22 protein-coding genes are annotated in these 25,180 nt (G+C 61.4%); 12 read left to right on the top strand and 10 right to left on the bottom strand.

What is annotated here, in order from left to right:
- Positions 1–59: 59 nt before the first annotated feature.
- From EKL02_RS00365 to EKL02_RS00350, 4 genes are all read right to left on the bottom strand, one after another.
- The gene (locus EKL02_RS00365; RefSeq protein ID WP_128900171.1) at positions 60–1,262 is read right to left on the bottom strand and encodes an EAL domain-containing response regulator; all 1,203 of its coding nucleotides are present in this window, start codon (positions 1,260–1,262) and stop codon (positions 60–62) included.
- Entirely contained in the window at positions 1,243–4,674 is a 3,432-nt protein-coding gene (locus tag EKL02_RS00360) for a PAS domain S-box protein (protein ID WP_128900170.1), read from the bottom strand. The genes EKL02_RS00365 and EKL02_RS00360 overlap by 20 nt, the downstream gene beginning before the upstream one ends.
- 298 nt (positions 4,675–4,972) lie before the next feature.
- Positions 4,973–5,314 (bottom strand): DUF5335 family protein, encoded by a 342-nt coding sequence (locus EKL02_RS00355; RefSeq protein ID WP_164931898.1) that lies wholly within the window; start codon positions 5,312–5,314, stop codon positions 4,973–4,975.
- A 105-nt stretch (positions 5,315–5,419) separates the two neighbouring features.
- A complete protein-coding gene (locus EKL02_RS00350; protein ID WP_128900169.1) occupies positions 5,420–5,662 on the bottom strand; it encodes a hypothetical protein in 243 nt (80 codons plus the stop codon).
- A gap of 109 nt (positions 5,663–5,771) precedes the next feature.
- On the opposite strand from EKL02_RS00350, the gene EKL02_RS00345 reads away from it, so the two are divergent.
- Both EKL02_RS00345 and EKL02_RS00340 read left to right on the top strand, forming a co-directional pair.
- On the top strand, positions 5,772–5,987 hold the full coding sequence (locus EKL02_RS00345) for a hypothetical protein (protein ID WP_128900168.1): 216 nt from the start codon (positions 5,772–5,774) through the stop codon (positions 5,985–5,987).
- Between the two features lie 9 nt (positions 5,988–5,996).
- Positions 5,997–6,230 carry a hypothetical protein gene (locus tag EKL02_RS00340; protein ID WP_128900167.1) on the top strand — a complete coding sequence of 78 codons (234 nt, stop codon included), beginning with the start codon at positions 5,997–5,999 and terminating at the stop codon, positions 6,228–6,230.
- An 83-nt stretch (positions 6,231–6,313) separates the two neighbouring features.
- Here the strand turns inward: EKL02_RS00340 and ettA are convergent, their stop codons facing one another.
- A complete protein-coding gene (gene ettA / locus EKL02_RS00335; RefSeq protein WP_128900166.1) occupies positions 6,314–7,981 on the bottom strand; it encodes an energy-dependent translational throttle protein EttA in 1,668 nt (555 codons plus the stop codon).
- A gap of 197 nt (positions 7,982–8,178) precedes the next feature.
- On the opposite strand from ettA, the gene EKL02_RS00330 reads away from it, so the two are divergent.
- Entirely contained in the window at positions 8,179–8,790 is a 612-nt protein-coding gene (locus EKL02_RS00330) for an OmpW family protein (protein WP_128900165.1), read from the top strand.
- 18 nt (positions 8,791–8,808) lie between these two features.
- On the opposite strand, the gene rarD is transcribed toward EKL02_RS00330, so the two are convergent.
- The 3 genes from rarD to EKL02_RS00315 all read right to left on the bottom strand — a co-directional run bounded on the left by rarD (position 8,809) and on the right by EKL02_RS00315 (position 12,417).
- Positions 8,809–9,696: an EamA family transporter RarD gene (rarD, locus tag EKL02_RS00325; protein ID WP_128900164.1), complete on the bottom strand. Its 888-nt coding sequence runs from the start codon at positions 9,694–9,696 to the stop codon at positions 8,809–8,811.
- 156 nt (positions 9,697–9,852) lie between these two features.
- Positions 9,853–11,220 (bottom strand): dicarboxylate/amino acid:cation symporter, encoded by a 1,368-nt coding sequence (locus EKL02_RS00320; RefSeq protein ID WP_128900163.1) that lies wholly within the window; start codon positions 11,218–11,220, stop codon positions 9,853–9,855.
- 189 nt (positions 11,221–11,409) lie between these two features.
- Positions 11,410–12,417: a TRAP transporter substrate-binding protein gene (locus EKL02_RS00315; protein ID WP_128900162.1), complete on the bottom strand. Its 1,008-nt coding sequence runs from the start codon at positions 12,415–12,417 to the stop codon at positions 11,410–11,412.
- Between the two features lie 154 nt (positions 12,418–12,571).
- On the opposite strand from EKL02_RS00315, the gene EKL02_RS00310 reads away from it, so the two are divergent.
- Both EKL02_RS00310 and EKL02_RS00305 read left to right on the top strand, forming a co-directional pair.
- Entirely contained in the window at positions 12,572–14,614 is a 2,043-nt protein-coding gene (locus EKL02_RS00310) for a PAS domain-containing sensor histidine kinase (protein ID WP_128900161.1), read from the top strand.
- 93 nt (positions 14,615–14,707) lie between these two features.
- Entirely contained in the window at positions 14,708–15,298 is a 591-nt protein-coding gene (locus EKL02_RS00305) for a response regulator (RefSeq protein WP_128900160.1), read from the top strand.
- A gap of 98 nt (positions 15,299–15,396) precedes the next feature.
- Here the strand turns inward: EKL02_RS00305 and EKL02_RS00300 are convergent, their stop codons facing one another.
- Positions 15,397–16,434 carry a GGDEF domain-containing protein gene (locus EKL02_RS00300; protein WP_128900159.1) on the bottom strand — a complete coding sequence of 346 codons (1,038 nt, stop codon included), beginning with the start codon at positions 16,432–16,434 and terminating at the stop codon, positions 15,397–15,399.
- A 573-nt stretch (positions 16,435–17,007) separates the two neighbouring features.
- Here EKL02_RS00300 and EKL02_RS00295 point away from each other — a divergent pair.
- The 6 genes from EKL02_RS00295 to EKL02_RS00270 are packed head-to-tail and all read left to right on the top strand — an operon-like array spanning position 17,008 to position 23,883.
- A complete protein-coding gene (locus EKL02_RS00295) occupies positions 17,008–17,697 on the top strand; it encodes an RDD family protein (protein WP_128900158.1) in 690 nt (229 codons plus the stop codon).
- Positions 17,694–18,644: a stage II sporulation protein M gene (locus tag EKL02_RS00290; RefSeq protein ID WP_128900157.1), complete on the top strand. Its 951-nt coding sequence runs from the start codon at positions 17,694–17,696 to the stop codon at positions 18,642–18,644. The genes EKL02_RS00295 and EKL02_RS00290 overlap by 4 nt, the downstream gene beginning before the upstream one ends.
- On the top strand, positions 18,644–20,257 hold the full coding sequence (locus EKL02_RS00285) for a hypothetical protein (protein ID WP_128900156.1): 1,614 nt from the start codon (positions 18,644–18,646) through the stop codon (positions 20,255–20,257). Before EKL02_RS00290 ends, EKL02_RS00285 begins: the two co-directional genes overlap by 1 nt.
- The gene (locus EKL02_RS00280; RefSeq protein ID WP_128900155.1) at positions 20,254–21,570 is read left to right on the top strand and encodes a DUF4350 domain-containing protein; all 1,317 of its coding nucleotides are present in this window, start codon (positions 20,254–20,256) and stop codon (positions 21,568–21,570) included. Before EKL02_RS00285 ends, EKL02_RS00280 begins: the two co-directional genes overlap by 4 nt.
- Positions 21,560–22,582: a MoxR family ATPase gene (locus EKL02_RS00275; RefSeq protein WP_128900154.1), complete on the top strand. Its 1,023-nt coding sequence runs from the start codon at positions 21,560–21,562 to the stop codon at positions 22,580–22,582. Before EKL02_RS00280 ends, EKL02_RS00275 begins: the two co-directional genes overlap by 11 nt.
- Positions 22,579–23,883 carry a DUF58 domain-containing protein gene (locus EKL02_RS00270; protein ID WP_128900153.1) on the top strand — a complete coding sequence of 435 codons (1,305 nt, stop codon included), beginning with the start codon at positions 22,579–22,581 and terminating at the stop codon, positions 23,881–23,883. The genes EKL02_RS00275 and EKL02_RS00270 overlap by 4 nt, the downstream gene beginning before the upstream one ends.
- 34 nt (positions 23,884–23,917) lie before the next feature.
- Here the strand turns inward: EKL02_RS00270 and EKL02_RS00265 are convergent, their stop codons facing one another.
- Positions 23,918–24,487 (bottom strand): DUF805 domain-containing protein, encoded by a 570-nt coding sequence (locus EKL02_RS00265; RefSeq protein WP_164931897.1) that lies wholly within the window; start codon positions 24,485–24,487, stop codon positions 23,918–23,920.
- Between the two features lie 257 nt (positions 24,488–24,744).
- Here EKL02_RS00265 and EKL02_RS00260 point away from each other — a divergent pair, with 257 nt between their 5' ends.
- Entirely contained in the window at positions 24,745–25,173 is a 429-nt protein-coding gene (locus EKL02_RS00260) for a DUF2170 family protein (RefSeq protein WP_164931896.1), read from the top strand.
- Positions 25,174–25,180 lie beyond the last annotated feature (7 nt).

The following is a 25,180-nucleotide window of genomic DNA, read 5'->3' as shown; positions in this document are numbered from 1 at the left end:
AACCGTAGGCAAGCGCGCAAGCCGGCAGGTGTGCGGCGGCGCAGTGCTGGCTGTCGTCGTCACGCCGGCCTGGAGGTCAGTTCCCCGCGGCGGCCTTCCCACTCCCGTAGCCAGGCCGGCAAATCCGCCGCCGGCATTGGCTTGCCGACCAGGTAACCTTGCGCCACGTCGCAGGAGCAGGTACGCAGCAAATTCCAGTCTGCCCGTTCTTCCATGCCTTCGGCAACCGTCTTCATGCCAAGCTGGCGCGCCATGGCCAGGCTGGCTTCGAGGATCACCTGCAGATACGAATTGCGACTGGCGCCATGGACGAAGCTGCGGTCGATCTTCAGTTCGGTGAAGGGGATGTCGCGCAGTTGCGCCAGCGAGGAATGGCCAGTGCCGAAATCGTCGATCGACAGGCCGATGCGTTTCAGGCGCAGGCGCGTGAGGATATCCAGCGGCGACAGCGGGTCTTTCATCAGGCAGCTTTCGGTCACTTCCAGCACCAGGTGCGTGAGCGGCATGCCGGCCGCTGCGGCCTCCCGCTCGACCATGTCGGGGAAGTCGAGCACGCCGAGATTTTCCATCGAGATGTTGACGGCAACCTGCAGCGGCAGGCCGCCGGCATGCCAGGCGCCGCCATGGCGCAGGGCGGTGACGAGCACTACGCGCGTCAGATCGTCGATCAGGCCGTGCTTTTCGGCGATACCGACGAAGTGCTCCGGCTCGACCAGGCCATCGTCCGGATGCTGCCAGCGCACCAGGCTTTCGACCCCGACCAGCTCGCCGCTGGCGAGGCTTACCTTGGGCTGGTAATGGTTGATCAATTGGTTGCCGTCGAGCGCCGCGCGCAGCTGCTGCGGCGTATAGATGTGACGCGCCGATTCCGGCGCATCGCAGCGAGAGGCGTGCCGCAACGACAGAAGTCCCTGCAGCGCGGACAGGGTGACCGGCTTGTGCAGCGCGCCGAGCACGTCAAGATGGTGAGCCCGGGCCAATCTTTCCGCAGTGCGCAGGACGCGCTCGTCTTCGCCGCTTACCAGCGCCAGTCCGCCGCGGTAACCGATGCGCACCAGCTGGCGCACGAACTCCACGCCATCGATCTCCGGCATCTGCAGATCGCAAAATACCAGCCCGAAGTAGGCGGCGTCGCTTTCCAGGCGCGTCAGTGCTTCCCGGGCGTGGTTGCACGACACGACATTGGAAAATCCGAGATTGGCCAGCTGGCGATCCAGCAGCTGGAGCGCAAAGCCGTCGTCGTCAACCACGAGGATTTTCATGGCCCGCTCTCGCCAGCTTCTCGTTGCGTTCCGCCAACAATCCGGCGAGCGTGTTTTTGACCGCCGTCGCGGCTTTCTCGAATTTCGGCATGCTGCTCAGGATCGCTGACTTCTCGCCGCTCTTGGCGGTATTTTCCAGTTCGGCGCAGGCATCTCCCAGCGCCAGCGCACCCACCGAACGCGAGGATGACTTGAGCTTGTGGGCGACGCTGCCGGCCAGGCCGAAATCGCCTTCGTAGACTGCGCGCCGCAATTCGTCCGCCTGCTGCCGGGCGGTCGCGTGAAATTCGGTCAGCAGTTCGTGCACCGCCTCGTCGTCATCGCCCACCAGCGCTTTCAGTACGCCGATATCGACCACGGACGATGCGCCAACATCCTGGATCGCCGGGTCAGCAGGCGCGACCGGCGTGCCGATGGGCGGTATCCAACTTTCCAGTGCGTGCTGCAGAATGTCGAGCTGCACCGGCTTGGTCAGGTAGCCGTCCATGCCGGCGGCGATGGCGCGCCCGGTTTCGCCGCGCAAGGCGTTGGCGGACAGCGCCAGGATGGGCAGGCGGCGGCCTTGAGGCTCTTCGGCGCGGATCGTCATGGCCAGCCCGTAGCCGTCGAGTTCCGGCATGTGCAGATCGGTCAGCAGCAAGGCATGCTTGCCTTTACGCCACAGGCGCAGCGCTTCGATCCCGTTGTCGGCCATTTCGGCGGCATAGCCAAGCAGGTCCAGTTGACGCAGGATGACTTTCTGGTTGATGGGGTCGTCTTCCGCAACCAGGATCAGCCCGCTGCCGGTACGGGCCTTGGCAGCCTCCGGTGCTTGCGCTGCTGCTGCCTTCTTGCCGGTGGCATGGTCCGACAGCAGGGGCGGCACGGCAAGGCCGGCCACCATGGTGACGGCATGCAGCAGGTTGCGGCGGGGCATGGCATCGGCATCCAGGCTGACCACATGCGGCGCCTCGATGCGTGCCTGCCTGCGGCTGCCGCGTGTCAGCAGCAAATGCCGCACATCGGATATTCCGGCAAAAGCTTCCTGCAACGCCCGTTGCGCCGCCTGGCGGTCGCCGGCGTCCTGCACGACCACCACCGGTGGCGCGATGTCGGCCGCCATTGCCGCCGCGGTGCCGAGATCGGCGGCGATGCGCACCCGGGCGCCTTGCGGCTTCAGATAGGCGCGCAGATTGGCGGCGACGAGATGCGGGCTCTCGACCACGATGCATTCGAGGCCGCCCAGGTCTGGAAATGGTGGTGGCGGTTGTTCGTCGGCCGGCGCAAGCGGCAGCACTGCGGTGAAGGTCGAGCCGACACCGGGCGTGCTGTCCGCCCTGATCTCGCCGTGCGCCAGTTCGACGAGCCGCTTGCAGATGGCCAGCCCGAGGCCGGTGCCGCCGAAGCGTCGCGTGGTGGAGGATTCCGCCTGCGTGAAGGCGAAAAACAGCTTGTCCACTGCTTCCGCGGAGATGCCGATGCCATTGTCGATGACGCGGAAGGCGATTTTCAGCGGCTCGGCCTGCGCCACTTCGGCTCTCAGCCAGACGCGACCGTCTTTGTCGGGCCGCCCCGAGGAGAACTTGATGGCGTTGCCGAGCAGGTTGTACAGCAATTGCCGCAGCCGCATGTCGTCGGCCATCACCCGTTCCGGGATCTCGGGCGAGATGAACACGTCCAGTTCGACACCCTTGCGCGCGGCCACCGGCAGCAGCGAGGTGCAGATGCCTTCGGCCAGGTCGCGGATACTGACCGGGGTGCGGTCCAGTTCGAAGCGGCCGGCCTCGATCTTGGAAAAATCCAGGATGTCGTCGATCAGGCTCAGCAGCACGCCCGCTGATTCGCGGATGGTCTTCACCATTTCGGCCTGGTGCGCCGACAGCCTGCTGCGCGCCAGCACTTCGGCCATGCCGAGCACGCCGTTCATGGGCGTGCGGATTTCGTGGCTCATGGTGGCGAGGAAAGCACTCTTGGCGCGCGATGCCGCTTCCGCCTCGGCGCGTGCCTGGATGAGCTGGGCTTCGGACTCCTTCTGGCGAGTGATGTCGAAGGCGATGCCCAGGTAGCCGATGATCTCGCCCCGGTCGGTGCGCAGCGCGGTGATCGACAGAAATACCGGCAGGCGCGAGCCATCCTTGCGGACATAAGTCGATTCCATTTCGTCGACACGGCCGAGACTGGCCTTGGCAATGTAGACGCCGATGCCCGGTGTGACCGGCGCGCCCAGTTCGGCGCTCAATTCCCGCGCCCGCTCGCGGGATTCCTGCTCGTCGTGGTAGAGCGCCGGCGTGGCCTTGCCGATCACTTCGTCGGCGCGGTAGCCCAGCATGCGTTCGGCGCCCACGTTGAACGAGCGGACGATGCCGTCGCAGTCGGTGGTAATGATGGATATGCGGGCGCTGTCGAGCACCGCCTTCTGGAATGTAGTTTTCTCCAGCAGCAGCGCCTCCTTGCGCTTGTATTCGGTGATATCGGTGATCTGGCCGAAAAACCCCTGGACCAGCCCGGCACTGTTCAGGTGGGCGGTCAGGCTGACGCGCACATCCATGATGCTGCCGTCCGGAAGGGAGCGCCGGTATTCGCCGTGCGCCGGCTGTCCGCGCAGCACCTGTTCGATCAAGCCCCTGACCTTGCCATAGGCGTCTCTGTCCAGCACCTCGTTCACCGTGACGCCGTCAATGGGCCGGCCGCCGCGGCTGAACATCTGCTCGTACGATTTGCTGTGAAATTTGTAACGCTGGTTGCTGTCAACGTACAGGATCATGCCTTCCACGGAATCGACCGTCAGGCGCAATAGTTCGCTGCTTTCCTTCTGCTGCAGCTCTGCCATTTTGCGCGCGCGCACCTGCCGGATCGCGTTCAGGTATGTCGGCGCCAGAATCAGCAAGCCGAAGGCAACCATGCCGAACAGGGCTTGCAGGGTACCCTGGATGCGACGTTGCGACTGGGTGTTGTAGGCGTTGAGCTCGCGCAGGGTGCCATTCGAAATGTCGCTGACGTGCTGGAAGAAAGTGCGGCGCTCCTCGGTCATCAGGCCGGCTTCCTTGCCGGCAGGTCGGTTTGGCAGTGTGGCGTCCAGCACCGGATCCTGCATGGCAACGAAGACTGCCGCCATCTGTTGCTGTCTGCGATGTTGCTCGGGCATGTTTCTGAGCATTGGCTCCAGCGCGGCGATATCGCGGCCGAGATCCCTTAGCAGACGCTTGTTATCATCCAGTTTGACTGGATTGCCGGTGGCATCATAGCTGCGCGCCGCCAGTTCTGCCTTGACGTAGTTTTCCCGTAGCTGGTGCGTGACTTGCAAAATATTATTGATTTGTTGCAAGTGCAGGGTGGATTCCTGCGACTGCGACAGCGCACCGTAAAGCAGCAGGCTCATTCCAATGATGATCGAGACAGTCGTCAGGAAGCCGAAATGAATAATACGTTCCATGCTGGAAAATCCTTTGTGCCGTCGCCGCGGCCGGCGGGCTTGCGGTCTGTTCAGTAGTTGGAAGATTGAAAAGCTTGCCGCTCAGCGAAAGAGGAATGGCGAGGGTGGGCGCGCTGCGAGCTTCAGCTTGTGCCGGGGATGACGGTCGTGAACGCGAGATAGTGCAGGAATCAGTGCGGTCAATGCGCCAGGGTTTACGTGGGAAGGCAGCCGTCCTGCAATTCGCGCCGGCGTCGCGGCAGTGGACACGACCATGCGTGGCAATGCGGGAACTGACTGGCTTTCCACTGCAAGAGCTTCAGTGCAGCGGCTGGGGCAGCAAAAGCGGTGCGCGCAGGGTGATGATCTGATGCACGTCGTCTTCATCGATGACTTCCACGCTGTTCAAGCCAGCGGCGTCGATATCGATATACACTTCCTGCGGATGCTGGATCATGTGGTCCAGTCCCTCCATGACGACTTCAAAGATATCGCTTTTCGGGTCATACACCAGGCCATACAGTGGCAGCCATTCCGCTTCGATCTGATGGCCAATTTTGAGGGAATCCACGGCAATTTCCGCGGTTTTTCCAGCCAGGGTTTTCGACATGGCGTCAAAGTAAGGATGCCAGGCTTCTTTCTGCAGTTTGGAAATGCTCATGTCGGTCTCCGGAAAAATGCAATGACTGCTACCAGAAAGATTAGGCATGAAAACCAGGCAATTGTTCCAGATATTCAGTACCGAAAGTGCGCCGCCGCTGCACTCTTAATGCCGCGGACGATGGCCCCGTAATAATTCCATGGCGACACGTTGCGCTTCGGCTTCCGCAAGGGCTTCGGTAGGAAACACCGCCTCGATTGAAACGTGGTGTCGTGGAAAAATGCTGTTGCGATGCATGGGATTGTGAGAGGGGCCATACACTGTCACATAGGCGCCCCAGCCCTGATGCTCGGGCAAGGCAACGCCTTCATACTCGATTTCGTATTCATCGATCACCTGGGATGGCATGCCATGCCTACCTTGAAATCATCTTTGATCAAACGCGTATCCTTGCTTGGAGTACCATGCTAGCGTGGGTCTATGATTGATATCCTCGCATCGCACATGGAGAATTGCCATGCCAGTTGAAGAATATACGCGCCGCGGCGGCAAGCGGCTGACCTATGTCATTGAGTATGATCAAGGCGAATACTTCATTCATCACAATGGCATCATGAAAAAAGCTTTTCCTGATGCCATGGTGACCGGTATTCCACCGAAAGAGGCGACGCCCGCACTGATGCTCAGGCTGGCCATCGGCGATATCGAAACCCTCAATGGCATGGATGAATAGGGAGCGGCCATGCACTCGACATTCCAGGCATCCGACTCCGGCCAGGCCGTCATCCAGAACGCCACGGCGATCGGCCACGAAAAGCTGGTGGTGACGCTGCAGACGGAAGGCAGTTCGTCGCTGGAGTTCCAGATCCGCGAAGACACCGGCAGCCAGGATGTGGTGTCTAGCAGCATCACCATCAATCAGGAGTGCTTGCAGGCATTGGTGCAATGGCTGCGCCAGCAGGGCGCGGTGGATTGAATGCAAAACGGGGCGAGCATGGCTCACCCCGTTGGTCATTGGCCGACAATTGGCCGGTAATTGCCGCTGGCGCGGCGTAGCGCCTAGCGCGTTACGGGCTTGTAGCGCACCCGCTTGGGCTTGGCGCCTTCTTCGCCGAGGCGCTTGATCTTGTCGGCTTCGTATTCCTGGTAATTGCCGTCAAAGAACGTCACTTGCGAATTGCCTTCGAACGCCAGGATATGGGTGGCAATGCGGTCGAGGAACCAGCGGTCATGCGAAATCACCATGACGCTGCCGGCAAATTCCAGCAAGGCATCTTCCAGCGCGCGCAGGGTTTCCACATCCAGGTCGTTTGACGGTTCATCGAGCAGCAGGACATTGCCGCCCATGAGCAGCGTCTTGGCCAAGTGCAGGCGGCCGCGTTCGCCGCCGGAGAGGTTGCCGACGATCTTTTGCTGGTCGCCGCCCTTGAAATTGAAGCGCCCGAGGTAAGCGCGCGCCGGCATCTCGAAACGGCCGACCGTCAGGAGGTCGGCGCCATTGGCGACATCGTCAAACACGGTCTTCTTGTTTTCCAGCTGCTCGCGCGACTGGTCGACCAGGGAAATCTGTACGGTCGAGCCCTTTACGACTTCGCCGCTGTCGGGCTGATCGAGTCCGGCGATCATCTTGAACAGGGTCGATTTGCCGGCGCCGTTGGGGCCGATGATGCCGACGATGGCGCCTGCTGGAACCTTGAAGCTGAGATTGTCGATCAGGAGGCGGTCGCCAAAGGCTTTGGAGACGTTCTTGAATTCGATGACCTCATTGCCCAGGCGCTCGGCCACGGGAATGAAGATTTCCTGGGTCTCGTTGCGCTTCTGGTATTCGTGCTCGGACAATTCATTGAAGCGTGCCAGGCGCGCCTTGCTCTTGGCCTGGCGTCCTTTCGGATTTTGCCGTACCCACTCCAGTTCCTTGGCAATGGTTTTCTGGCGCGCCGATTCGCTGGATTCCTCCTGCTTCAGTCGGGCACCCTTCTGTTCCAGCCAGGAGCTGTAATTGCCCTTCCAGGGAATGCCGTGACCGCGGTCGAGTTCGAGGATCCATTCGGCGGCATTGTCCAGGAAGTAGCGGTCATGGGTGATGCCCACCACGGTGCCGGGGAAGCGCTGCAGGAATTGCTCCAGCCATTCGACCGATTCGGCATCGAGATGGTTGGTCGGCTCGTCCAGCAAGAGCATGTCGGGTTTCGACAGCAACAGGCGGCACAGGGCGACGCGGCGCTTTTCACCGCCGGACAAGACACCGATCTTGGCATCCCAGGGCGGCAGGCGCAATGCATCGGCGGCCATTTCCAGTTGCTGGTTCAGGGTGTTGCCGTCGCTTGCAGCAATGATCGCTTCCAGGCGTTGCTGTTCCGCCGCCAGCGCATCGAAATCGGCATCCTCGTCGGCATAGGCGGCATACACGGCATCGAGCTTGGCCTGTGCCTCGAACACTTCGCCCAGCGCCGATTCCACTGACTGGCGCACAGTCTGCTCCGGATCGAGTTGCGGCTCCTGCGGCAAGTAGCCGATGTTCAGCCCCGGCATCGGCACGGCTTCGCCTTCGATTTCCTTGTCGATGCCGGCCATGATTTTCAGGAGGGTCGATTTGCCCGAGCCATTCAGGCCGAGCACGCCGATCTTGGCGCCGGGGAAAAACGACAGCGAAATATCCTTCAGGATGTGGCGCTTGGGCGGGACAATCTTGCCCACGCGGTTCATGGTGTAAACGTAATTTGCCATGGAAAGTACCGGGGTTGGATCCAAAAAAAAGAAGAGTGCAAGGATACCGCATCGCCGCCGGGAAGGGGTGCCTGCGAGAAGAAACCCGTACGACAATCCCGACATTTCTACTTGGCATTGGTTGATTCATATCAATCGAATTCGTCGGATGGGGGATTAACTTACATATTAGTAATTACTCTAACGAAGGAAATATCATGAAAAAGACTGCAATCGTTCTGGCCCTTTCGACTCTTGGCATGCTGGCCGCCCCGGCGATGGCGGAGCAAAGCCCATGGCAAATCCGTGCGCGCGCCGTGCACATCAACCCGGCAGACAAGTCCGATCCGGTTGGCGGCGCCGGCGCTGCCGACCGCCTTTCGGTCAGCAGCAAGACTATTCCCGAGGTCGACATTTCTTACTTTTTCACGCCGAACTGGGCAGCCGAACTGATCCTCACCTATCCGCAAAAGCATAGCGTCTACCTGGATGGCGCCAAGATCGGCACCTTCAAGCACTTGCCGCCGACGCTGACCGTGCAATACCACTTCACCCCGAATGCACAGATCAGCCCGTATGTCGGCGCCGGCCTCAATTACACCCGCATTTCCAACGTCAGCCTGTTGGGCGGCGGCGCGGACCTGGAAAATCATAGCGTCGGCCTGGCATTGCAAGCGGGCGTCGACTTCAAGATCGACAAGCACTGGTCAGTGAACCTGGATATCAAGAAAATGCAGCTGCGCAGCGATGTGACCGCCGGCGGCGCGCAATTGAGCCGCGTTAAAGTCGATCCCTTGCTGGTTGGCGTCGGCGTCGGCTATCGCTTCTAAGGCGCCGCGCAGGGCGGGCTAGGGGTTGGCGGATCGCCTGCCTGCCCAGGCCCGCCACACGCTTTCCAGCGAATACACCGCGAGTCCTGACCAGATCAGGATAAATCCCAGCAGGCGCTTGCTGTCGAAAGGTTCTTGATAGAGCAGCACGCCCAGCAGCAATTGCATGCTGGGCGTGATGTATTGCAGCAACCCCAGCACTGATAGTGGAATGCGGCGCGCCCCGGTGGCAAACATCAACAGCGGAATGGCCGTGATCGGCCCGGCCGCGGCCAGCAGCAACTGGGCCGAAAGCGGCGCGCTGCCAAAGGCATTGCTGCCGGCGATGCTTTGCCATGCCAGGTAACCCGCGGCGATCGGGAACATCAGCAGGGTTTCCAGCGCCAGGCCATCGAGCGCGCCCAGCGACGCGGTCTTGCGCAGCAAGCCATAGCCGCCGAACGAGGCCGCCAGGAGCAGGCCGATCCAGGGCAGGGTGCCGCTTTGCCAGGTCAGCCACGCCACCCCTGCGGCGGCCAGGGCGACTGCGCCCCATTGCGGTGGACGCAGGCGTTCGCCCAGCAGCATAAAGCCCAGCAAGACATTCACCAGCGGCGTGATGAAATAGCCCAGGCTGGCATCCACCACGCGTCCATGGTTGACTGCCCAGATGTAGATGAACCAGTTAATCGACAGCAGCAGGGCACTGGCAGCAAAACCTCCCAGCACTTTCGGATCGCGCAAGGCGCTGCCGAGCCACGTCCAGTGCCGGCGCACGGCCAGCACGATGGCAAGAAAAGCCAGCGACCAGACTGCACGGTGCATCAGCACCTGCAGGGGCGGAACGTCCTGGACCGCCTTGAAATACAGCGGGAACAAGCCCCACACGGCATAGGCCACGGCGGCGTAAAGGAGGCCGGAATTCATTAATGGGAAGCGGGAAAAGAAAAGCAGGGGTTGCGAAAAACGCGGCAGGCAATTATCGCATCATGCATTGGCATTGGATATAGCGGTCTGGCAGAGCAGGCAGCCGGCGTGCCTGCCGCGCACGCCTGGCGGCGCGCGCGATCAGTGATGCTGCCGTCAGGCCGTGCCGTTCTTGTCGAGCGCGTCGGCGACGAGTTCCTCGGGCTCGTTCGCCTCCAGGGCGCTTTCCCGGTCCAGGTGCGAGCGCATGCGCCCGGCATCGAGGTCGCCCGTCCATTTCGCCACCACCAGCGTTGCCACGCTGTTGCCGATCAGGTTGGTCAGCGCACGCGCTTCCGACATGAAGCGGTCAATGCCCAGAATCAGCGCCAGCCCCGCCACCGGGACCCCCCCCACCGCCGACAGGGTCGCCGCCAGGACGATGAATCCGCTGCCGGTCACGCCGGCAGCGCCCTTCGATGTCACCAGCAAGACCGCCAGCAAGGTCAATTGCTGGGTCAGTGTCATGGGCGTGTCGGTCGCCTGCGCCACGAACATTGCCGCCAGGGTCAGGTAAATCGAGGTCCCGTCGAGGTTGAAAGAATAGCCGGTCGGCACCACCAGGCCCACCACGGACTTTTTCGCCCCCAGGTTTTCCATTTTGGCCATGATGCGTGGCAATACCGATTCTGATGAAGAGGTGCCCAGGACGATGAACAATTCTTCCTTGATGTACTTGATCAGTTTCCAGACGCTGAAGCCGTGCAGGCGCGTGATGATGCCAAGGACGACAAAAATGAAAATCAGGCACGTCGCATAAAACGTTCCCATCAGTTTTCCGAGGGACAGCAGCGAACCTACGCCGTATTTGCCAATGGTAAAAGCCATGGCGCCGAATGCGCCGATGGGTGCCAGCTTCATGATGATGCCGACGATGCCGAACAGGATCGCGCCCATTTTTTCAATGAAATGGAACACCGTATTGTTGCGGCCGCCGAAGTGATGCAGCGCAAAACCGAACAGGATCGAGAACAGCAACACCTGCAGGATGTTGCCTTTGGCAAAGGCATCGACCACGCTCGAAGGAATGATGTTCAGGAAAAAATCGGTCGTGCTTTCCATCTTGCCCGGGCCGGTATAGGCAGACAGGCCTTTGGTGTCCAGCGAGGCCGGGTCGATATGCATGCCCACGCCGGGCTTGACGAGGTTGACGATGACCAGGCCGATCACGAGAGCCAGCGTACTGACCACCTCAAAGTACAGCAAGGCCAGGCCGCCGGTCTTGCCCACCTTTTTCATGTCTTCCATGCCGGCGATGCCGACCACGACGGTACAGAAAATGATCGGCGCAATGATCATCTTGATCAGCTTGATGAAGCCGTCGCCCAGCGGCTTCATTGCTGCGCCAGTTTCAGGATAAAAATGGCCTAACAAAACGCCAATGACGATGGCAACGATGACCTGGAGGTAGAGGGAGCGATAGAAGGGCTGGCTTTTCTTGAGGGCGCCCTGTGGTGTTGCTGGCAGTGATTCTAGGTGCGGCATGATGATGTCTCTTCTAGGAGTAGTTGTGAAAAGATTGGAAAAAAATGGTGTTAATACGTTCCCAATGTCTGCCCAACACGCTGTTCTGTTTTTGCGTTTAACAAACAAATATTGAAGGAAGGTGTAGGTGATATTCCTGTGGCCAAGCAGCATCCGTCCTTTGACAAGCGCTTCCTCGGGATTCTTTGCTTACCGGGAAGAAGCCGCGTTCGCTTCCCGATATACCTCGACGATCAACTCCTTGCCGATGCGACTTTCCATTTCCTTGTGCACGGGAAGCAGGGCCTTGCGCCATTCCGCCTTTTCCTGCTCCGACAGGACATGGACGGCGGTCTTGCCGGATTTCCTGATCGCTTCCAGCGCTTCTTCATTCTCCTTCTGCGCATTGGCATTGCCGAATCTGGTCGCCTCGGTCATCGCGCCCTGCAGCGCAGCCCGTATCTCCGCCGGCAGGCCGTCCCAGAACTTCTTGTTTACGATGACCGCATAGCCGAGATAGCCATGGTTGGATAGGGTCAGGTAGCGCTGCAATTCATGCGTGCGCTGCGTATAGAAATTGGAGGGCGGGGTTTCGGTGCCATCGACTACGCCGCTGCGCAGGGCCTGGTTGACCTCGCTGAAGACCAGGGCTTGCGGGATCGCGCCCAGCGCGCGCATTTGCGCATCCAGCACCTTCGACGACTGGATGCGCATCTTCAAGCCCTTGAAGTCGGCCGGCGTATGCAGCGGCTTGTTGGCCGACATGACCTTGAAGCCGTTGTGCCAGAACGCCAGGCCGGTAATGCCCTTGGCTTCCAGCTTCTTCAGCAGGCGATGGCCGATCGGCCCTTCGGTAACGCGATAGAGCGCCTCCTTGTTCGGGAAGATATACGGCAGGTCGAACACCTCGAACTCGCGCACGCCGAGGGGGCCGAACTTGGCCAGCGATGGCGCCAGCATCTGCACGGCACCCAGTTGCAGCGCTTCGAGCTCTTCCTTGTCCTTGTACAGCTGGCTGTTCGGATACACATCGATGCGCACGCGGCCACCCGTGGCTTTTTCCGCCAGTTGCTTGAAGCGCTCCGCCGCCTTGCCCTTGGGCGTGTCGGCGGCAACGACATGGCTGAACTTGATGACGATCGGCGCCGGCGTTTGCGCATGGGCGCCGACACCGGCAAGCGCGGCGGCGAACGCAAGTAACGATGCAACGAGTTTCATGGGAGTATCCGTGCTCCGGCTAGACTTCTGATTTCGCCATTTTCATTGCTTCCATCGGGCGTCACAACTGTGGATAACCACAATGCCGCGCCCGCGGAGCCGGGCTTGACCCTCGGCTATACTGGCGGCTGACGCCGTTAAGGCACCGCTCATCATGCTTAACAAACAACTCGACTCGCTGTTCACTTTCGGCATTCCCGACCGCAAGCGGGTATGGCATTGGCTGGTACCGATGCTGCTGGTGCTGCTATTCCTGTCGGCCATGCTGTGGCTGCCCTGGCAGGCGCAGCAGATGGAAGCAACCGAGCGCCAGGAAAAGCTGATCGCCGACACGCTGTGGGTCGAGCAGGCCATCCGCTTCCAGCTGGAGCGCGATGAAGACAGCATCGGCCTGATCGGCAATGAAATCAGTGCAGGCGACCTTTCCGGAAAACGCCTGCAGGACCGGATGACGGTCCTGCGCCGCAACAACCGCGAACTGAGCCGCATCATCTGGCTGGACCCGCTTGGGCGCACGGTCACCTCCACCGACACCGGGCAGATCTCGATCAGCGATTTGTCCGCCAGTTCGCGTCTTACGGCCGAACGCGCCCGCGCCACCAGGACGCCGCAATACAGCCAGCCTGCGCCGCCACCCGGCCAGAACGGGCCGATGCTGATGGATTATCATGTGCCGCTGCATCGCGGCCAGCAGTATCTGGGTAACCTTGTCGTCCAGTATTCCGTGGCCAGCATCCTGGAAGAGATGGTGCCCTGGTGGTTTGCGCAGGACAATGAAATCCTGTTGGCCGACGACAACGACAATGTGATCGCCAGGCGTGCGGCCGGCGGCCCGGGGCGCGGCGTCTACACGCACAGCCGCGTGCTCGACCTGCCCTATGCCAGCGTCACGCTGCGCACCAACAGTGTCAAGAGCGAGCCCACGCTCCTGCCCAACCTGCTGGTCGGAACGGTGATTGCATTGTCGGTCGGTTTGATCTGGAGCCTGATCGCATTATGGCGCGACATCAACCGGCGGCTTGCGGCGGAAGGCGCATTGCGCCGGCAGGTCGCCTTCCGCACGGCGATGGAAAATTCGCTGATGACGGGCTTGCGTGCGCGCGATCTCGAAGGGCGTATCACCTATGTCAATCCGGCATTCTGCGAGATGGTTGGTATCCCGGCGGAAGAACTGGTCGGCAAGGCGCCGCCCATGCCCTACTGGGCGCCGGAGGCGATGGATGAATACCAGCAGCGCTTCACGCAGGTACTGGCGGGAACCGTCACGCCGCAGTACGAGACGATTTTTCAGCGCGCCAATGGCGAGCGCTTTCCGGTGCTGATTTTCGAATCGCCGCTGGTGGACGACTCCGGCAAGCAAACCGGCTGGATGGGCTCCATCCTCGACATTTCCGACCGCGAGAAAGTCGAAGAGCTGAACCGGCGCCAGCAGGAAAAACTGGAGGCCAGCGCCCGTCTGGCCACCATGGGGGAAATCGCCTCCACGCTGGCGCACGAGCTGAACCAGCCGCTGGCAGCCATTTCCAGCTATACCACCGGGGCACTCAACATGATCGAGAACAGCTCGGCCAGGGGCAAGCTGCTCGACCCGGAAGTGCTCAAGCCGGCCCTGGAAAAAGCCAGCACCCAGGCGCAGCGTGCCGGCCACATCATCCGCAGCGTGCACACCTTCGTGAAGCGGCGCGAACCCAGCCGCGAGCCGCTCTCCATGCAGTCGCTGATTGAAAGCGTGATGACGCTGGTCGAATTGCAGGCGCGCCAGTTTTTCGTCCATCTGCAAGTGCAGATCGCCCCAGGGTTGCCGAGCGTGCTGGCCGACCGCGTGATGCTGGAGCAGGTCTTGCTCAATCTCACCCGCAATGCGATCGAAGCGATGCAAGAAGTCGCGCCGGAGCGCCGTATCCTGCGCATTGTCGCCACGCTGGATACCGATTCGCCGCAGCGCAATGTGATCATCTCCGTCGTCGACCAGGGGCACGGCATTTCCGAGGAAGTGGCGGAGCGGCTGTTCTCCCCCTTCTTTTCCACCAAGGCCGAAGGCATGGGCATGGGTTTGAAAATCTGCCGCACCACGGTGGAATTCCATGGCGGAACGCTGGTTCATGTGCCCAATCCGGCTGGCGGTACGATTTTCCGGTTTACCTTGCCGGCGATGGCCGATGCGACGAAGGAATCGCGTGCCATCGAGCAAAAATAATGCATGCCTGATTGCAGTAACAGCATGAAATGCACTTTGGCATGACAAGCTCACTATAATTGGAGCAAATTCGAAAAAACAAGAGGGGACTGGATGCTGCACATCGTCGACGACGAAGAGGTGATTCGCGACGCGCTTACCTGGCTGGCGCGTTCGCGGGGGATCGACTCCAGCGCCTACGACAGCGGTGCGGCGTTCATTACGGCACTCGATGCCAGGAAAGACCTCGACGCGCAGGGAGAATGCCTGCTGCTCGACGTGCGCATGCCGGACATGAGCGGGGCCGCGCTGTTCGATACCCTGGTCACGCGCGGCTTGACGCAGCGGCTGCCGGTGATTTTTCTCACCGGCCACGGCGATGTGCCGATGGCGGTCGACACCCTGAAGCGCGGCGCCTTCGACTTCTTCGAAAAGCCCTTCAACGACAACAAGCTGATGGACCGCGTGGAAGAGGCGCTCGCTGCCTCGCGCGAAGCGGTCGCCGCCGCCGAAGTCCATACACGCCTGGCCACGCTGTCGCTGCGCGAGCGCGAAGTGCTCGACCTTATCCTCGCCGGCAAGATGAACAAGGTGATCGCCGACGAACTCGGCATCAGCATGCGCACCGTCGAATTTCATCGCGCGCACGTTTTCGACAAGATGAACGTGAAGACGGCGGTGGAACTGGCGCGCCTGCTGAAATAAAGCGGTCGATGGTTAGTGCGCGGGAGCCAAGGGCGAAGACGCCATATGCGCCGCGGGCAACTTGCGCCGCCGGCGTCAAGGGGGGCAGCCCAATCGTATCAGAAGAATTCGACGCTATCGTTGGAAACGCCGGAATGCAGCAAGCCTTCTGCAATCAATTGTTCATAGTGGCAAATCTGGTTGCGGCCGTGCGTCTTGGCATAGTACAGCGCCTGGTCGGCATGGCCGACGAGTACTACCGGCGTTTGCGCGGAAATTCGCACGAAGCCCAGGCTGACCGTGACCTGGCCAACTTGCGGGAAATTATATTGCTCGACGCTGGTGCGGAAGCGTTCGAAGATCTTGCGGGCGTCCTCCAGAGTGCTCGAGCGCAGCAGGATCATGAATTCTTCGCCGCCGAAGCGGAAGATGCGGTCTTGCGCGCGGAATGACGCGCGCAGCAGGTTGGCCACCAGGATAAGTACTTCATCGCCATAGATGTGGCCAAAGGTATCGTTGATGCGCTTGAAATGGTCGATATCGACCATGGCCATCCAGTGCTCGCGCACCTCGTCGCTGCTGCGCCGTTCGTCGCCCTCCTGGCCGGTACTGTCCGGCGGGGCGATATAGGCCGTCATCTTCGAGAATTTTTCATCGAAGGTCTTGCGGTTCAAAAGACCGGTCAGCGAATCGCGTTCGCTGTAATCAAGCAGGTTCTGGAAATTGCGATACACGTTCAGGATGCCACTCATGACATCCTTCATGGCTGGCGAGTAGGGCGCCGAATTGACAATGTGCAGGCAAGTGCTGACCTTCTCGTTGAGCCAGACCGGTATCCACATCACATATTCATTGTTGGCCGTGGTTTCTTCGATATTGTCGCGATGCTGTTCGATGCAGGTGAGGAGGGCCGGGAAATTGCCGATCGGCTCTCCGGTCTGGTCACCTTCGGCATGCTCCTCCGTAGAAATTGCCTTGCCATCCTTGAGCCAAACGCGCGGGCGCACGAAGGTTTCCTCGCGCACGCGGAAGATTTCCAGCACGCGTGCCTGCCGAGCGCCGGCCAGATCGCTGAGCGCAGAAATGACAGAAATATCCAGCAGGTTATGGTCACGGTGTCCCGTGATTTCCACCAGATGTTTTAAAAGGTTTTCCATGCTCAATATAGGGGCCATTGGCGCTTTCGATGTGCCGGCGACTACTGGACCGGGACGCGCCCAACAAGTTGGCGTACACATTTCAGCGGCAAACAATAACCTTTAATTCTATCGGAGTTTCCACAAAAAAAAGACTTTGTTGGTGTATGGAAATAAAACTGTGGCGCAGCTTGCACGAATAGAAACTTTTACAGTGATAGAAGTTGGCATAGAGAAATTTCCACGCCGTTTACTCATCATAAATAATTCCGGTAGGGAACTAAATGAATTTTGCACGGATATTTGTTAAATATTCTTAATTCGGGTAATTAAAGTTTTAAACCGCCAGAAAGCGCGTGCAAACGTGCTCCCAGTCTTTTTCATGACTGGCGAGTGTTGTTTGGAAGACGCAATAATGTTGCATTTATGGACATGAAAAAATGGAACTCGTAGACTAGGGCACTGGCATTCATGCCAAAAAGAAAATAATGATGCCTCATCCTGATCCCAGTCCTGCAGTACCTGTGCCGGCCTTGCTTGCCGCAATGGCGGCCGACGGATGTGGTGCGGTGTCCATACGTGCCCCGGTCCCTTATGTCTAGTTCCAGCCTTGTCGATGGCCGCCTGTCGTTGACCACGCCGGAAGGCGTGCGCCTATTGCTGACCCCGGCAGGGCCGGCAACCCGCGCCTGGGCCTGGCTGATCGATTTTCTGGTCTGGCTGGCGGCAGTGTGGCTGCTGGCGCTGATTCTGCTGGGATCAAAACTTGGCCAGGGCGTCTACCTGGTGCTCTTGTTCGTTACCTACTGGGGCTATCCGATTATTTGCGAAGTGTATTTCGGCGGCAGTACCCTGGGCAAACGTATCCTCGGGATCGAAGTCTTGCGCGCCGATGGCTTGCCGGTGGGCTGGCGCGAGTCAGGCTTGCGCAACTTGCTGCTGGTGGCGGATTTTCTGCCGGCCATGTACTTTGCCGGCTTGCTCTCGATGCTGTATGACAGCCGCAGCCGGCGCCTGGGCGATATCGTCGCGGGAACCCAGGTCGTGTACCGTGAAAAGCGCGCGGAACGCAGCAATATCGACGCCACTGTCGCGCCGCTCGCGCCGCCCTTTCCGCTCACCCCCGAGCAGCAGCGCACGCTGCTGGATTTGTTCGAGCGTGAAAGGCGCCTGTCGCCGGACCGGCTGGAAGAATTGGGTACGCTGGCCGAGCCGCTGACCGGGCACACCGGCGCAGCTTCGCTGCAGCGCTTGCGCGGCATCGTCGCGGGATTGACCCAATGAAGCAAAAACAGTTCGAAGCTGAACATGGCGCCCTGTGGCAGGACATCCAGCTGATCCTGCAGGGCAAGGCGCCAGAGTCGGCATTGCAGCTGCCGGCGCTTTATCGCCGGCTGTGCCAATGCCTGGCGCTGTCCGGCCAGCGCGGCTACTCACCGGCGCTGACCGGTTATCTGCAGGCGCTGGTATTCGACTGTCACAAGCACTTGTATGGCGCGGTTGCCGAAAGGCCGCTCACCTTGCGCAACTGGCTCCTGCAGGAAATGCCGCGCCAGGTCCGTCGGGAATGGCGCCTGCTGACGCTGGCGCTGCTGGCGTTCTGGGGCGTTGCGCTGGCGCTGGGCTGGCTGGTCTGGGTGAAGCCGCACTGGGCCTATGCTTTCATGTCGCCGCAGCAGCTGCAGGATTATCAGGCCATGTACCAGCCTGGCAAAATGCATATCGGGCGCGGCGGCAGCGAAAGCGACGTCATGATGTTCGGCTTTTATATCTGGAACAATGTCTCGATCGGATTCCGCACTTTTGCCGCCGGCATCTTCGGCGGAATCCCCGCGCTTTTCAGCATCACGTTCAATGGCATGCATCTGGGCGTGGTGGCCAGCTGGCTCAGCATGGATCCCGCCACGCGCGAAACCTTCAGTGCCTTTGTGATCACCCACGCCAGCTTTGAAGTGACCGGCCTGCTGCTGTCGGGCGTTGCCGGCATGCGCCTGGGCCTGTCGTTGATCGCCCCCGGCCGGATGACGCGCAGGCATGCGATTTTCGCCGCCGCCAGGACCATGTTCCCCGTCATCGTCGGCGCTGCCATCCTTACCGTACTGGCGGCATTTGTCGAGGCATTCTGGTCGGCCAACGCCGGCATTTCGGCACAGGTCAAGTATGCGGTCGGCGCCGCCTGCTGGGCCGTGCTGATTGCTTTTTTTGCCCTGGCGGGCCGGGCGGGGCGTTGATGCAACTGGAAAAGCTGCAAATCGACTTGCGTCCGCGCTCCCATGCCCAGGCCATCGAACTTGGCCTTGCGCTGCTGCGCGCGCATGCCGGCACTGTCTACAATGCGTGGCTGGCGCTTTGGCTGCCGCTGGTGCTGCTTGCCGCAGGACTGGCATATGTCTTTCCAGGCTATGGCAGCTGGTGGCTGCTGTTGCCCTGGTGGCTGCGGCCCTTGCTGGAACGGGCGCCGCTGTACATCCTGTCGCGCCAGGTGTTTGGCGAAGCCGTGTCGTGGCGCGAGGCGCTGCGCGCGTGGCCGGGGCAGCTGCGCGGCGGCTGGATCCGCCTGCTGACCTGGTGGCGCCCTGTCATCGCCGGCCGCGGGCTGTACCAGCCGATCTGGCAGCTCGAAGGTGCGCGCGGCAAGACCGCTGCGGAGCGCCGCCGGGTGATCGGCGCGGACGGCACCGCCCGTTCGGCGTACTGGTTTGGCGTGGTATGCGCGCATCTTGAAGTCATCCTTCAGCTGGGACTGATCGCCTTCATCGGCATTTTCCTGGCCGATGAAAATGCCATCAATCCGTTTGCCTACCTGTTCGACGCGGATGCCGGCCCTGCCTCGGCGAAGCTGCTGGTGGCCAGCTTTGCCGGCTATGCGCTGAGCGGCGCCATCATCGGCCCGGTCTATGCCGCCTGCTGCTTTACCTTGTACCTGTGCCGCCGGGCCACGCTGGAAGCCTGGGACATTGAAATCATGCTGCGCCAGCTCAAGGCGCCGGCAGCGCGCCGGCGCAGCGGTGCCGCCATGGCCGCGGTGCCTGTGCTGGCAGGTTGCCTGCTGGCGGCATTGCTTGCGCTGGGGTTGCCGGTGCCAGCGCAAGCCGCAGCAAAAACCGTCAGCCAGCCGACGATGGCGCAAAAATGCGCCGAGCCTGAGTGGGCCAAGAGCGCTCGCACCGTACGGCCCCAGGATCGCAGCGCCGCACAGGCGCAACTGCGACAGGAGCTGGCGCAACTGTACGCCACCGACGATCTGGCCAGCTATCGCTGCGTCGAGACCTGGGAAGCAAAAACGCCATCGAAGCCCAAGCCTGACAAGGACTGGAACTACAAGTGGCCGGATCTGGCCGTGCTTGCCGAGATCATCCGGATCGGCCTGATTGCCGCGGCGGTCCTGCTGGTGGCGTGGCTGTTATACCGCTATCGCGGGCAGTTTACAGGCTGGTTTGGCCAGACCGCGCCGCAGCGGGCAACGGAAATCGGCGGACTCGACATCCGTCCGGAAAGCCTGCCTGGCGATATCGTCGGCAATGTGCTCAAGCTCTGGCATGAAGGCGCGCGCCGGGCAGCGCTGGCCTTGCTGTACCGCGCCACCGTGTCGCGCCTGGCCAGCGAGGATGGCTTGCCATTGACACGGGGCGCCACCGAAGCAGACTGCCTGCGCCTGGCCGGCAAGGCTTGCCGCGAGCAGCGCCTGGCCGCTGGCCGCCTGCAGGTCACCGCCAGCGTGACGGCGCTTTGGCTCGACGGCGCTTACGGCGACCGCTGGCCGGCGACGGAACAGATCGGGGCCAGCTGCCTCGCCTGGCAGGAACAATTCAGCGGCGCTGCAGCCGGCAAGGCGGCGGCATGAGCTACTCCCAACGCCAATGGCTGATGGCCGCACTCGGGGTACTGCTGGTTGCGCTTGGCACCTGGTGGTGGTTTGCGAACTATGAAAAGCGCTGGGTGGCGCGTCATCATCAATCCGAAGCGGTGCGCACCAACCCCATGCTGGCCGCCACGCGCCTGCTGTCCGGGCGCGGCTATGCCGTGACCACCGCAGTCACTTTGCGCGAAGCATTGCAAAAGAACTTGCCGAAGGGAACGTTGCTGATTGCGGAAAACGATGGCGTCGTCAGTGCCGAACAGGCTGAACGCTTGCTGGCCTGGGTCCGCCAAGGCAATACGCTGATCATGCGCCCGAAGTGGGGCAGCGATGCGACGGACAATGAAGAGGGCAAGGACGCTGAAGGCAGCGAGGACGATGCCGCGAGTGATGTCCGAAACGGCGCGCAGGCGCGCCGCAACAAGGCGACAGCGCCGATCGAGACGGATCCGATCGGGGCGCACTTTGGCGTGGCGCTGAAACAGGGCGATTGCGCATGCAAAAATCGCCGCATCGGCGCCGATGCTAGCGCCGATGCGCCAAAGCCGGCTGCCCCGTCTGCTTCGCCAAAGGCGTCAGCTGACAAGTTGAGCAGCTTCACGCTGCCGGGCGCCGCATATTCCCTGCAGCTGGACGCCTCTTACGCCCGCATGACGTCATTCAAGTCCGGCCCGCCGCCGCTGCACGGGGACGCCGCCGGCGACACCGTGCGCGTGTATGGCGAAGGGCGTGGCTATGTCGTGCTGCTGGCCAGGAATTATTTCAACAATCACCAACTCATCCGCTACGACCATGCGGAAATGCTGCTGGGACTGGCCGGGCTGGTGCAGCACCCAGGCCAGCACTTTCTCATCGTGCGCGGGCTGGATATGGCGAAATGGTACCAGGCGCTCTGGACGAATTTTTATCCCGGCCTGATCGGCATCGCCTGCATCCTGTTGCTGCTGCTATGGGCTGCGCTGCGCCGTTTCGGGCCGCCGCTGCCGGAGCCGCTGCTGGAGCGCCGTTCGCTCATCGAGCATATCGATGCCAGCGGCCGCTGGCTGTGGAGCGCTGCGAAAGGACGAGAAATCCTGCTCGGCGCGGCGCGTGCGGCTGCCAACAAGGCATGGCAACGGCGCATGCCGGAATTGCTGCGCCTGCACCCGGACCAGCAAATCGAACGCCTCGCCCAGGCCGGCGATCTTGACGCGTCCGACCTCGTCAGCGCGCTGCGGCATCCTGCCGGCAAGGCGCCAGCCATCTTCACCCGCCAGATCCATATCCTTCGACAATTGAGACAATTCCATGAGCGCTAATCCGGTTCCCGTCATCGCCGCCACCGCCACGCCGCCGCTCGGCCTGAGCGCCGAACATTTGCAGCAGGCAATCGAACTCGTGCAGCGCATGCGCGAGCAGATCGCCCAGGCCGTGGTCGGCCAGCAATCGGTCATCGACCAGGTGCTGGCCTGCTGCCTCGCAGGCGGCCACGTGCTGATCGAAGGCGTGCCGGGCTTGGGCAAGACACTCCTGGTCAAGGCGCTGGCGCGCACTTTTTCCGGCAGCTTTTCACGCATCCAGTTCACACCCGACCTGATGCCGGCCGATGTCATGGGCCACTCGGTGTTCGACATGAAAAACCAGACTTTCAGCGTGCGCAAGGGACCGGTTTTCACGCACCTGCTGCTGGCCGATGAAATCAACCGCGCGCCTGCCAAGACCCAGTCTTCATTGCTCGAAGTCATGCAGGAGCGGCAAGTGACGATCGAGGGCGAGTCGCACGCGCTGGCGGCGCCCTTCATGGTGCTGGCAACGCAAAACCCGCTGGAAAACGAAGGTACTTATCCGCTGCCGGAAGCGCAGCTCGACCGTTTCCTGGTGAAGGTGCGCATCGACTTCCCCAGCGAGACGGAAGAAGTCATGCTGCTGCAGATGGTGACACGCAACCGCATCGGCGACGGCCTCGATGTCGGCCAGGTGGGCAGCCTGGTCAAGCCAGGCACCATCGTCACCCTGCAGCAGGTTGTCGCGCAGGTCCGCGTCGACGACGCCGTCGCCGGTTATGCCGTGCGGGTGGTGCGCGCCACGCGCGACTGGCCCGGGCTGGCGGTTGGCGCCGGGCCGCGTGGCTCGATTGCGCTGGTGCGCATTGCGCGCGCCATGGCCCTGATGGCTGGACGCGATTACGTCACGCCCGCCGATATCAAGGCTGCCGTGCTGCCGGTGCTGCGGCACCGCGTTGCCCTGTCGCCCGAGAGCGAACTGGATGGGCTGCGCAGCGACGACCTGCTGGGCGCCCTGATCGAACAAGTCGCCACGCCGCGCGCATGATTCCCTCGCGCCGGCTGTTGTATGCGGTCGCGGCATGGACGGTGCTGGGCTTTGCGGCCAGCCTGTGGCCGGGCCTGGCGCAGCTCTGGCAGGGGAGCGGCTTGGCACTCCTGCTGGCAGGCGGCGCCGATGCCTGGCTGTCCAGGACGCCGCCGTCGCTGCGCATCGAGCGCCGGCTGGCGGGCGTATGGCCGGTCGAGATATGGAGCGGGGTGACGCTCACCCTGCACAATGACGGCGCGCGCGCGCTGGCGATCGAACTCATGGATGACTATCCGACCGCGTGGGACATGGAAGGCCTGCCCCATGCCACGTGGATCGCGGCGGGGATGTTTGCCGCAGTCACTTACCGGCTGCGTCCCGATCGCCGCGGCATTGCCGGATTCGGTGCCGCGCACGTCAAGGTCGGCTCGCCCCTGGGGCTGTGGCAACGCCAGCATCGCCTGGGGCACGAATCCATCGTCAAAGTGTTTCCGGATTTTTCCAAACTGCTCGGGCATGCGCTGAGCGCCACCGACCGCCGGGCGCCTACGGCGGGCGCGATTCGCAAGCGCCGCCGTGGCGAAGGCACGGATTTTCGCCAGTTGCGCGAATATCGCCAGGGCGACAGCCTGCGGGCGATCGACTGGAAGGCGAGCGCACGGCTGCAAAAACCCATCAGCCGCGAATACCAGGAAGAGCGCGACCAGCAGGTGGTGTTTGTGCTCGATACCGGCCGGCGCATGCTGGCCAGGGATGGCGCCGCAGCGCATTTCGATCACGCCCTGAACGCGGTGCTGACGCTGGGATTCGTGGCGCAAAGACAGGGCGATTCGGTCGGACTGATGAGTTTTGGTGTCGAGGAGCGCTGGCTAAGCCCGGCCAAGGGACGCACCGGCCTGGACCGCCTGATGGCCGGCATCTACGATCTGCAGGCAGGCGAAGTTGCGCCGGATTACCTGCAGGCCGCTGGCGCCTTGCTCAAGCGGCTGGGCAAACGCGCCTTCGTGGTCATCATTACCAACCTGCGCGATGAGGATGACCATGCCATGCGGGCCGCGTGCGAGCTGCTCTCTTCCCGGCACCTGGTGCTGTGCGCCAGTCTGCGCGAGCGCAGCCTTGATGCGGCAGTCGAGGCGCCGGTGCGGCAATTCGACGACGCGTTGCGGCATTGCGCCGCTGCGCTCTACCTGGAGCAGCGCAGCGAGGCGATTCGCCGGCTCGGCATGCGTGCCGGCCAGCTGATCGACATTACGCCGGAAAAGCTTGGCATGGCATTGGTCGACCGCTATCTGGACATCAAGGACAGCGGCATGCTGTAAGCCGTGCAGGCGCCCGCACGGCTGGCCTGGATTACTAGCGTTGCTGTTGCATCTGCGCTGCCTGGGCACGCAACATGTAGCTCTGGTAGGCTGGAATTGCGATCGCGGCGAGGATGCCGATGAGTGCAATGAAGACTGGAATCAAAATTCCGCTGAGGACGACGGCGCGCGAATTTTTCACGGGACGCGGTCCAAAACGATTGGCAGTCGGCGTGCCGGCACCGAAGATCAGGTAAAGGACGAGGACGACATTCACCAGCGGCACTAGCATCAGTAACGACAGCCAGCCGGTGCGGTCGAGATCGTTCAGGCGTCGTTTCGCCATGGCAAAGCCAAGCAGGAACGACGGGATATAGAAAGCAATCGCCATGACGATGATGGTTACGCCAGGGTCGCGGGCAATGACAGAGACGATGGCAGTGATGATCCCGGCCACCAGCATCAGTACCAGCGACAGCAGGAAGGAATAAGCCAGATAACGCACGCGGCCGATCCTGCCTTGCAGGGAAAATATTGCCGGCTCATAAGTGTCGTCGTCCGCAGGTGCGCCGGTCAATACAGCGTCGGGTGCCAAATAGGGATTGTTCAAGGCGGGACTGTTCAAGGCGGTCTCCTTCATTCTGGTTATAAGAGTTAGGAAATACATTGCGTGCGGATCAAATTGCTTTGCCGCACCTGATTGTGCCATGGCATTTTTGCAAGTTGGCTGGCGACCTGACAGAAATGCAACAGAAGGGCCGCAGTAATGAAAATATAGTAATCTAAGAGTCTTGACATTTTATGTCGCGCTTCTATAATTTGGACATATTATGTCTTTTGGGTGACGGCAAAAATATCAATAACGGTCACGGAGGAGGGAGCATGGAAGCAGGCACGATCCAGTTATACGGAATAGATAAAGCCGTGGCGCGCCATCTTGGGGCGACTGCGGTCAGCGCCAGCATGTTGCCGGCGGCAGATGTACATGGTGTTCCTGTGATGCGCATCAGTATCGAAGGGCAGGAAGAATTGCCGGTATTCGTGACGATTACGCCGACCCAGGTGTTGTGCATCAGCTACCTGTGGACCGAGGAAGAAATCAAGCCCGAGCGCCGCGCCGAAATGCTCGAGGCCATGATCGACCTGAATATCTCGATCCCGCTCTCCGACTTTGGCCGCATCGGCAAGCACTACGTCATCTATGGCTCGCTGGCGCCGGATGCGGGTGTCGAAGCGATTGCCAAGGATGTGGCGATGGTGGCGGACAACGCCATCGAAGCCCTGGATGTCTTTGCCGAGTTTCTCAAATAAGGAGATT

The organism is Janthinobacterium sp. 17J80-10 (genome assembly GCF_004114795.1).
Classification (GTDB): domain Bacteria; phylum Pseudomonadota; class Gammaproteobacteria; order Burkholderiales; family Burkholderiaceae_D; genus Paucimonas.
Note: the sequence above shows the minus strand (reverse complement) of the source record. Positions and strands in the feature narration are given on the sequence as shown.

Excerpts from the sequence above, each read along its gene's own strand:
- EKL02_RS00365 (WP_128900171.1), bottom strand. The coding sequence starts at position 1,262 with ATGAAAATCCTCGTGGTTGACGACGACGGCTTTGCGCTCCAGCTGCTG.
- EKL02_RS00360 (WP_128900170.1), bottom strand. The coding sequence starts at position 4,674 with ATGGAACGTATTATTCATTTCGGCTTCCTGACGACTGTCTCGATCATC.
- EKL02_RS00355 (WP_164931898.1), bottom strand. The coding sequence starts at position 5,314 with ATGAGCATTTCCAAACTGCAGAAAGAAGCCTGGCATCCTTACTTTGAC.
- EKL02_RS00350 (WP_128900169.1), bottom strand. The coding sequence starts at position 5,662 with ATGCCATCCCAGGTGATCGATGAATACGAAATCGAGTATGAAGGCGTT.
- EKL02_RS00345 (WP_128900168.1), top strand. The coding sequence starts at position 5,772 with ATGCCAGTTGAAGAATATACGCGCCGCGGCGGCAAGCGGCTGACCTAT.
- EKL02_RS00340 (WP_128900167.1), top strand. The coding sequence starts at position 5,997 with ATGCACTCGACATTCCAGGCATCCGACTCCGGCCAGGCCGTCATCCAG.
- ettA (WP_128900166.1), bottom strand. The coding sequence starts at position 7,981 with ATGGCAAATTACGTTTACACCATGAACCGCGTGGGCAAGATTGTCCCG.
- EKL02_RS00330 (WP_128900165.1), top strand. The coding sequence starts at position 8,179 with ATGAAAAAGACTGCAATCGTTCTGGCCCTTTCGACTCTTGGCATGCTG.
- rarD (WP_128900164.1), bottom strand. The coding sequence starts at position 9,696 with ATGAATTCCGGCCTCCTTTACGCCGCCGTGGCCTATGCCGTGTGGGGC.
- EKL02_RS00320 (WP_128900163.1), bottom strand. The coding sequence starts at position 11,220 with ATGCCGCACCTAGAATCACTGCCAGCAACACCACAGGGCGCCCTCAAG.
- EKL02_RS00315 (WP_128900162.1), bottom strand. The coding sequence starts at position 12,417 with ATGAAACTCGTTGCATCGTTACTTGCGTTCGCCGCCGCGCTTGCCGGT.
- EKL02_RS00310 (WP_128900161.1), top strand. The coding sequence starts at position 12,572 with ATGCTTAACAAACAACTCGACTCGCTGTTCACTTTCGGCATTCCCGAC.
- EKL02_RS00305 (WP_128900160.1), top strand. The coding sequence starts at position 14,708 with ATGCTGCACATCGTCGACGACGAAGAGGTGATTCGCGACGCGCTTACC.
- EKL02_RS00300 (WP_128900159.1), bottom strand. The coding sequence starts at position 16,434 with ATGGAAAACCTTTTAAAACATCTGGTGGAAATCACGGGACACCGTGAC.
- EKL02_RS00295 (WP_128900158.1), top strand. The coding sequence starts at position 17,008 with ATGTCTAGTTCCAGCCTTGTCGATGGCCGCCTGTCGTTGACCACGCCG.
- EKL02_RS00290 (WP_128900157.1), top strand. The coding sequence starts at position 17,694 with ATGAAGCAAAAACAGTTCGAAGCTGAACATGGCGCCCTGTGGCAGGAC.
- EKL02_RS00285 (WP_128900156.1), top strand. The coding sequence starts at position 18,644 with ATGCAACTGGAAAAGCTGCAAATCGACTTGCGTCCGCGCTCCCATGCC.
- EKL02_RS00280 (WP_128900155.1), top strand. The coding sequence starts at position 20,254 with ATGAGCTACTCCCAACGCCAATGGCTGATGGCCGCACTCGGGGTACTG.
- EKL02_RS00275 (WP_128900154.1), top strand. The coding sequence starts at position 21,560 with ATGAGCGCTAATCCGGTTCCCGTCATCGCCGCCACCGCCACGCCGCCG.
- EKL02_RS00270 (WP_128900153.1), top strand. The coding sequence starts at position 22,579 with ATGATTCCCTCGCGCCGGCTGTTGTATGCGGTCGCGGCATGGACGGTG.
- EKL02_RS00260 (WP_164931896.1), top strand. The coding sequence starts at position 24,745 with ATGGAAGCAGGCACGATCCAGTTATACGGAATAGATAAAGCCGTGGCG.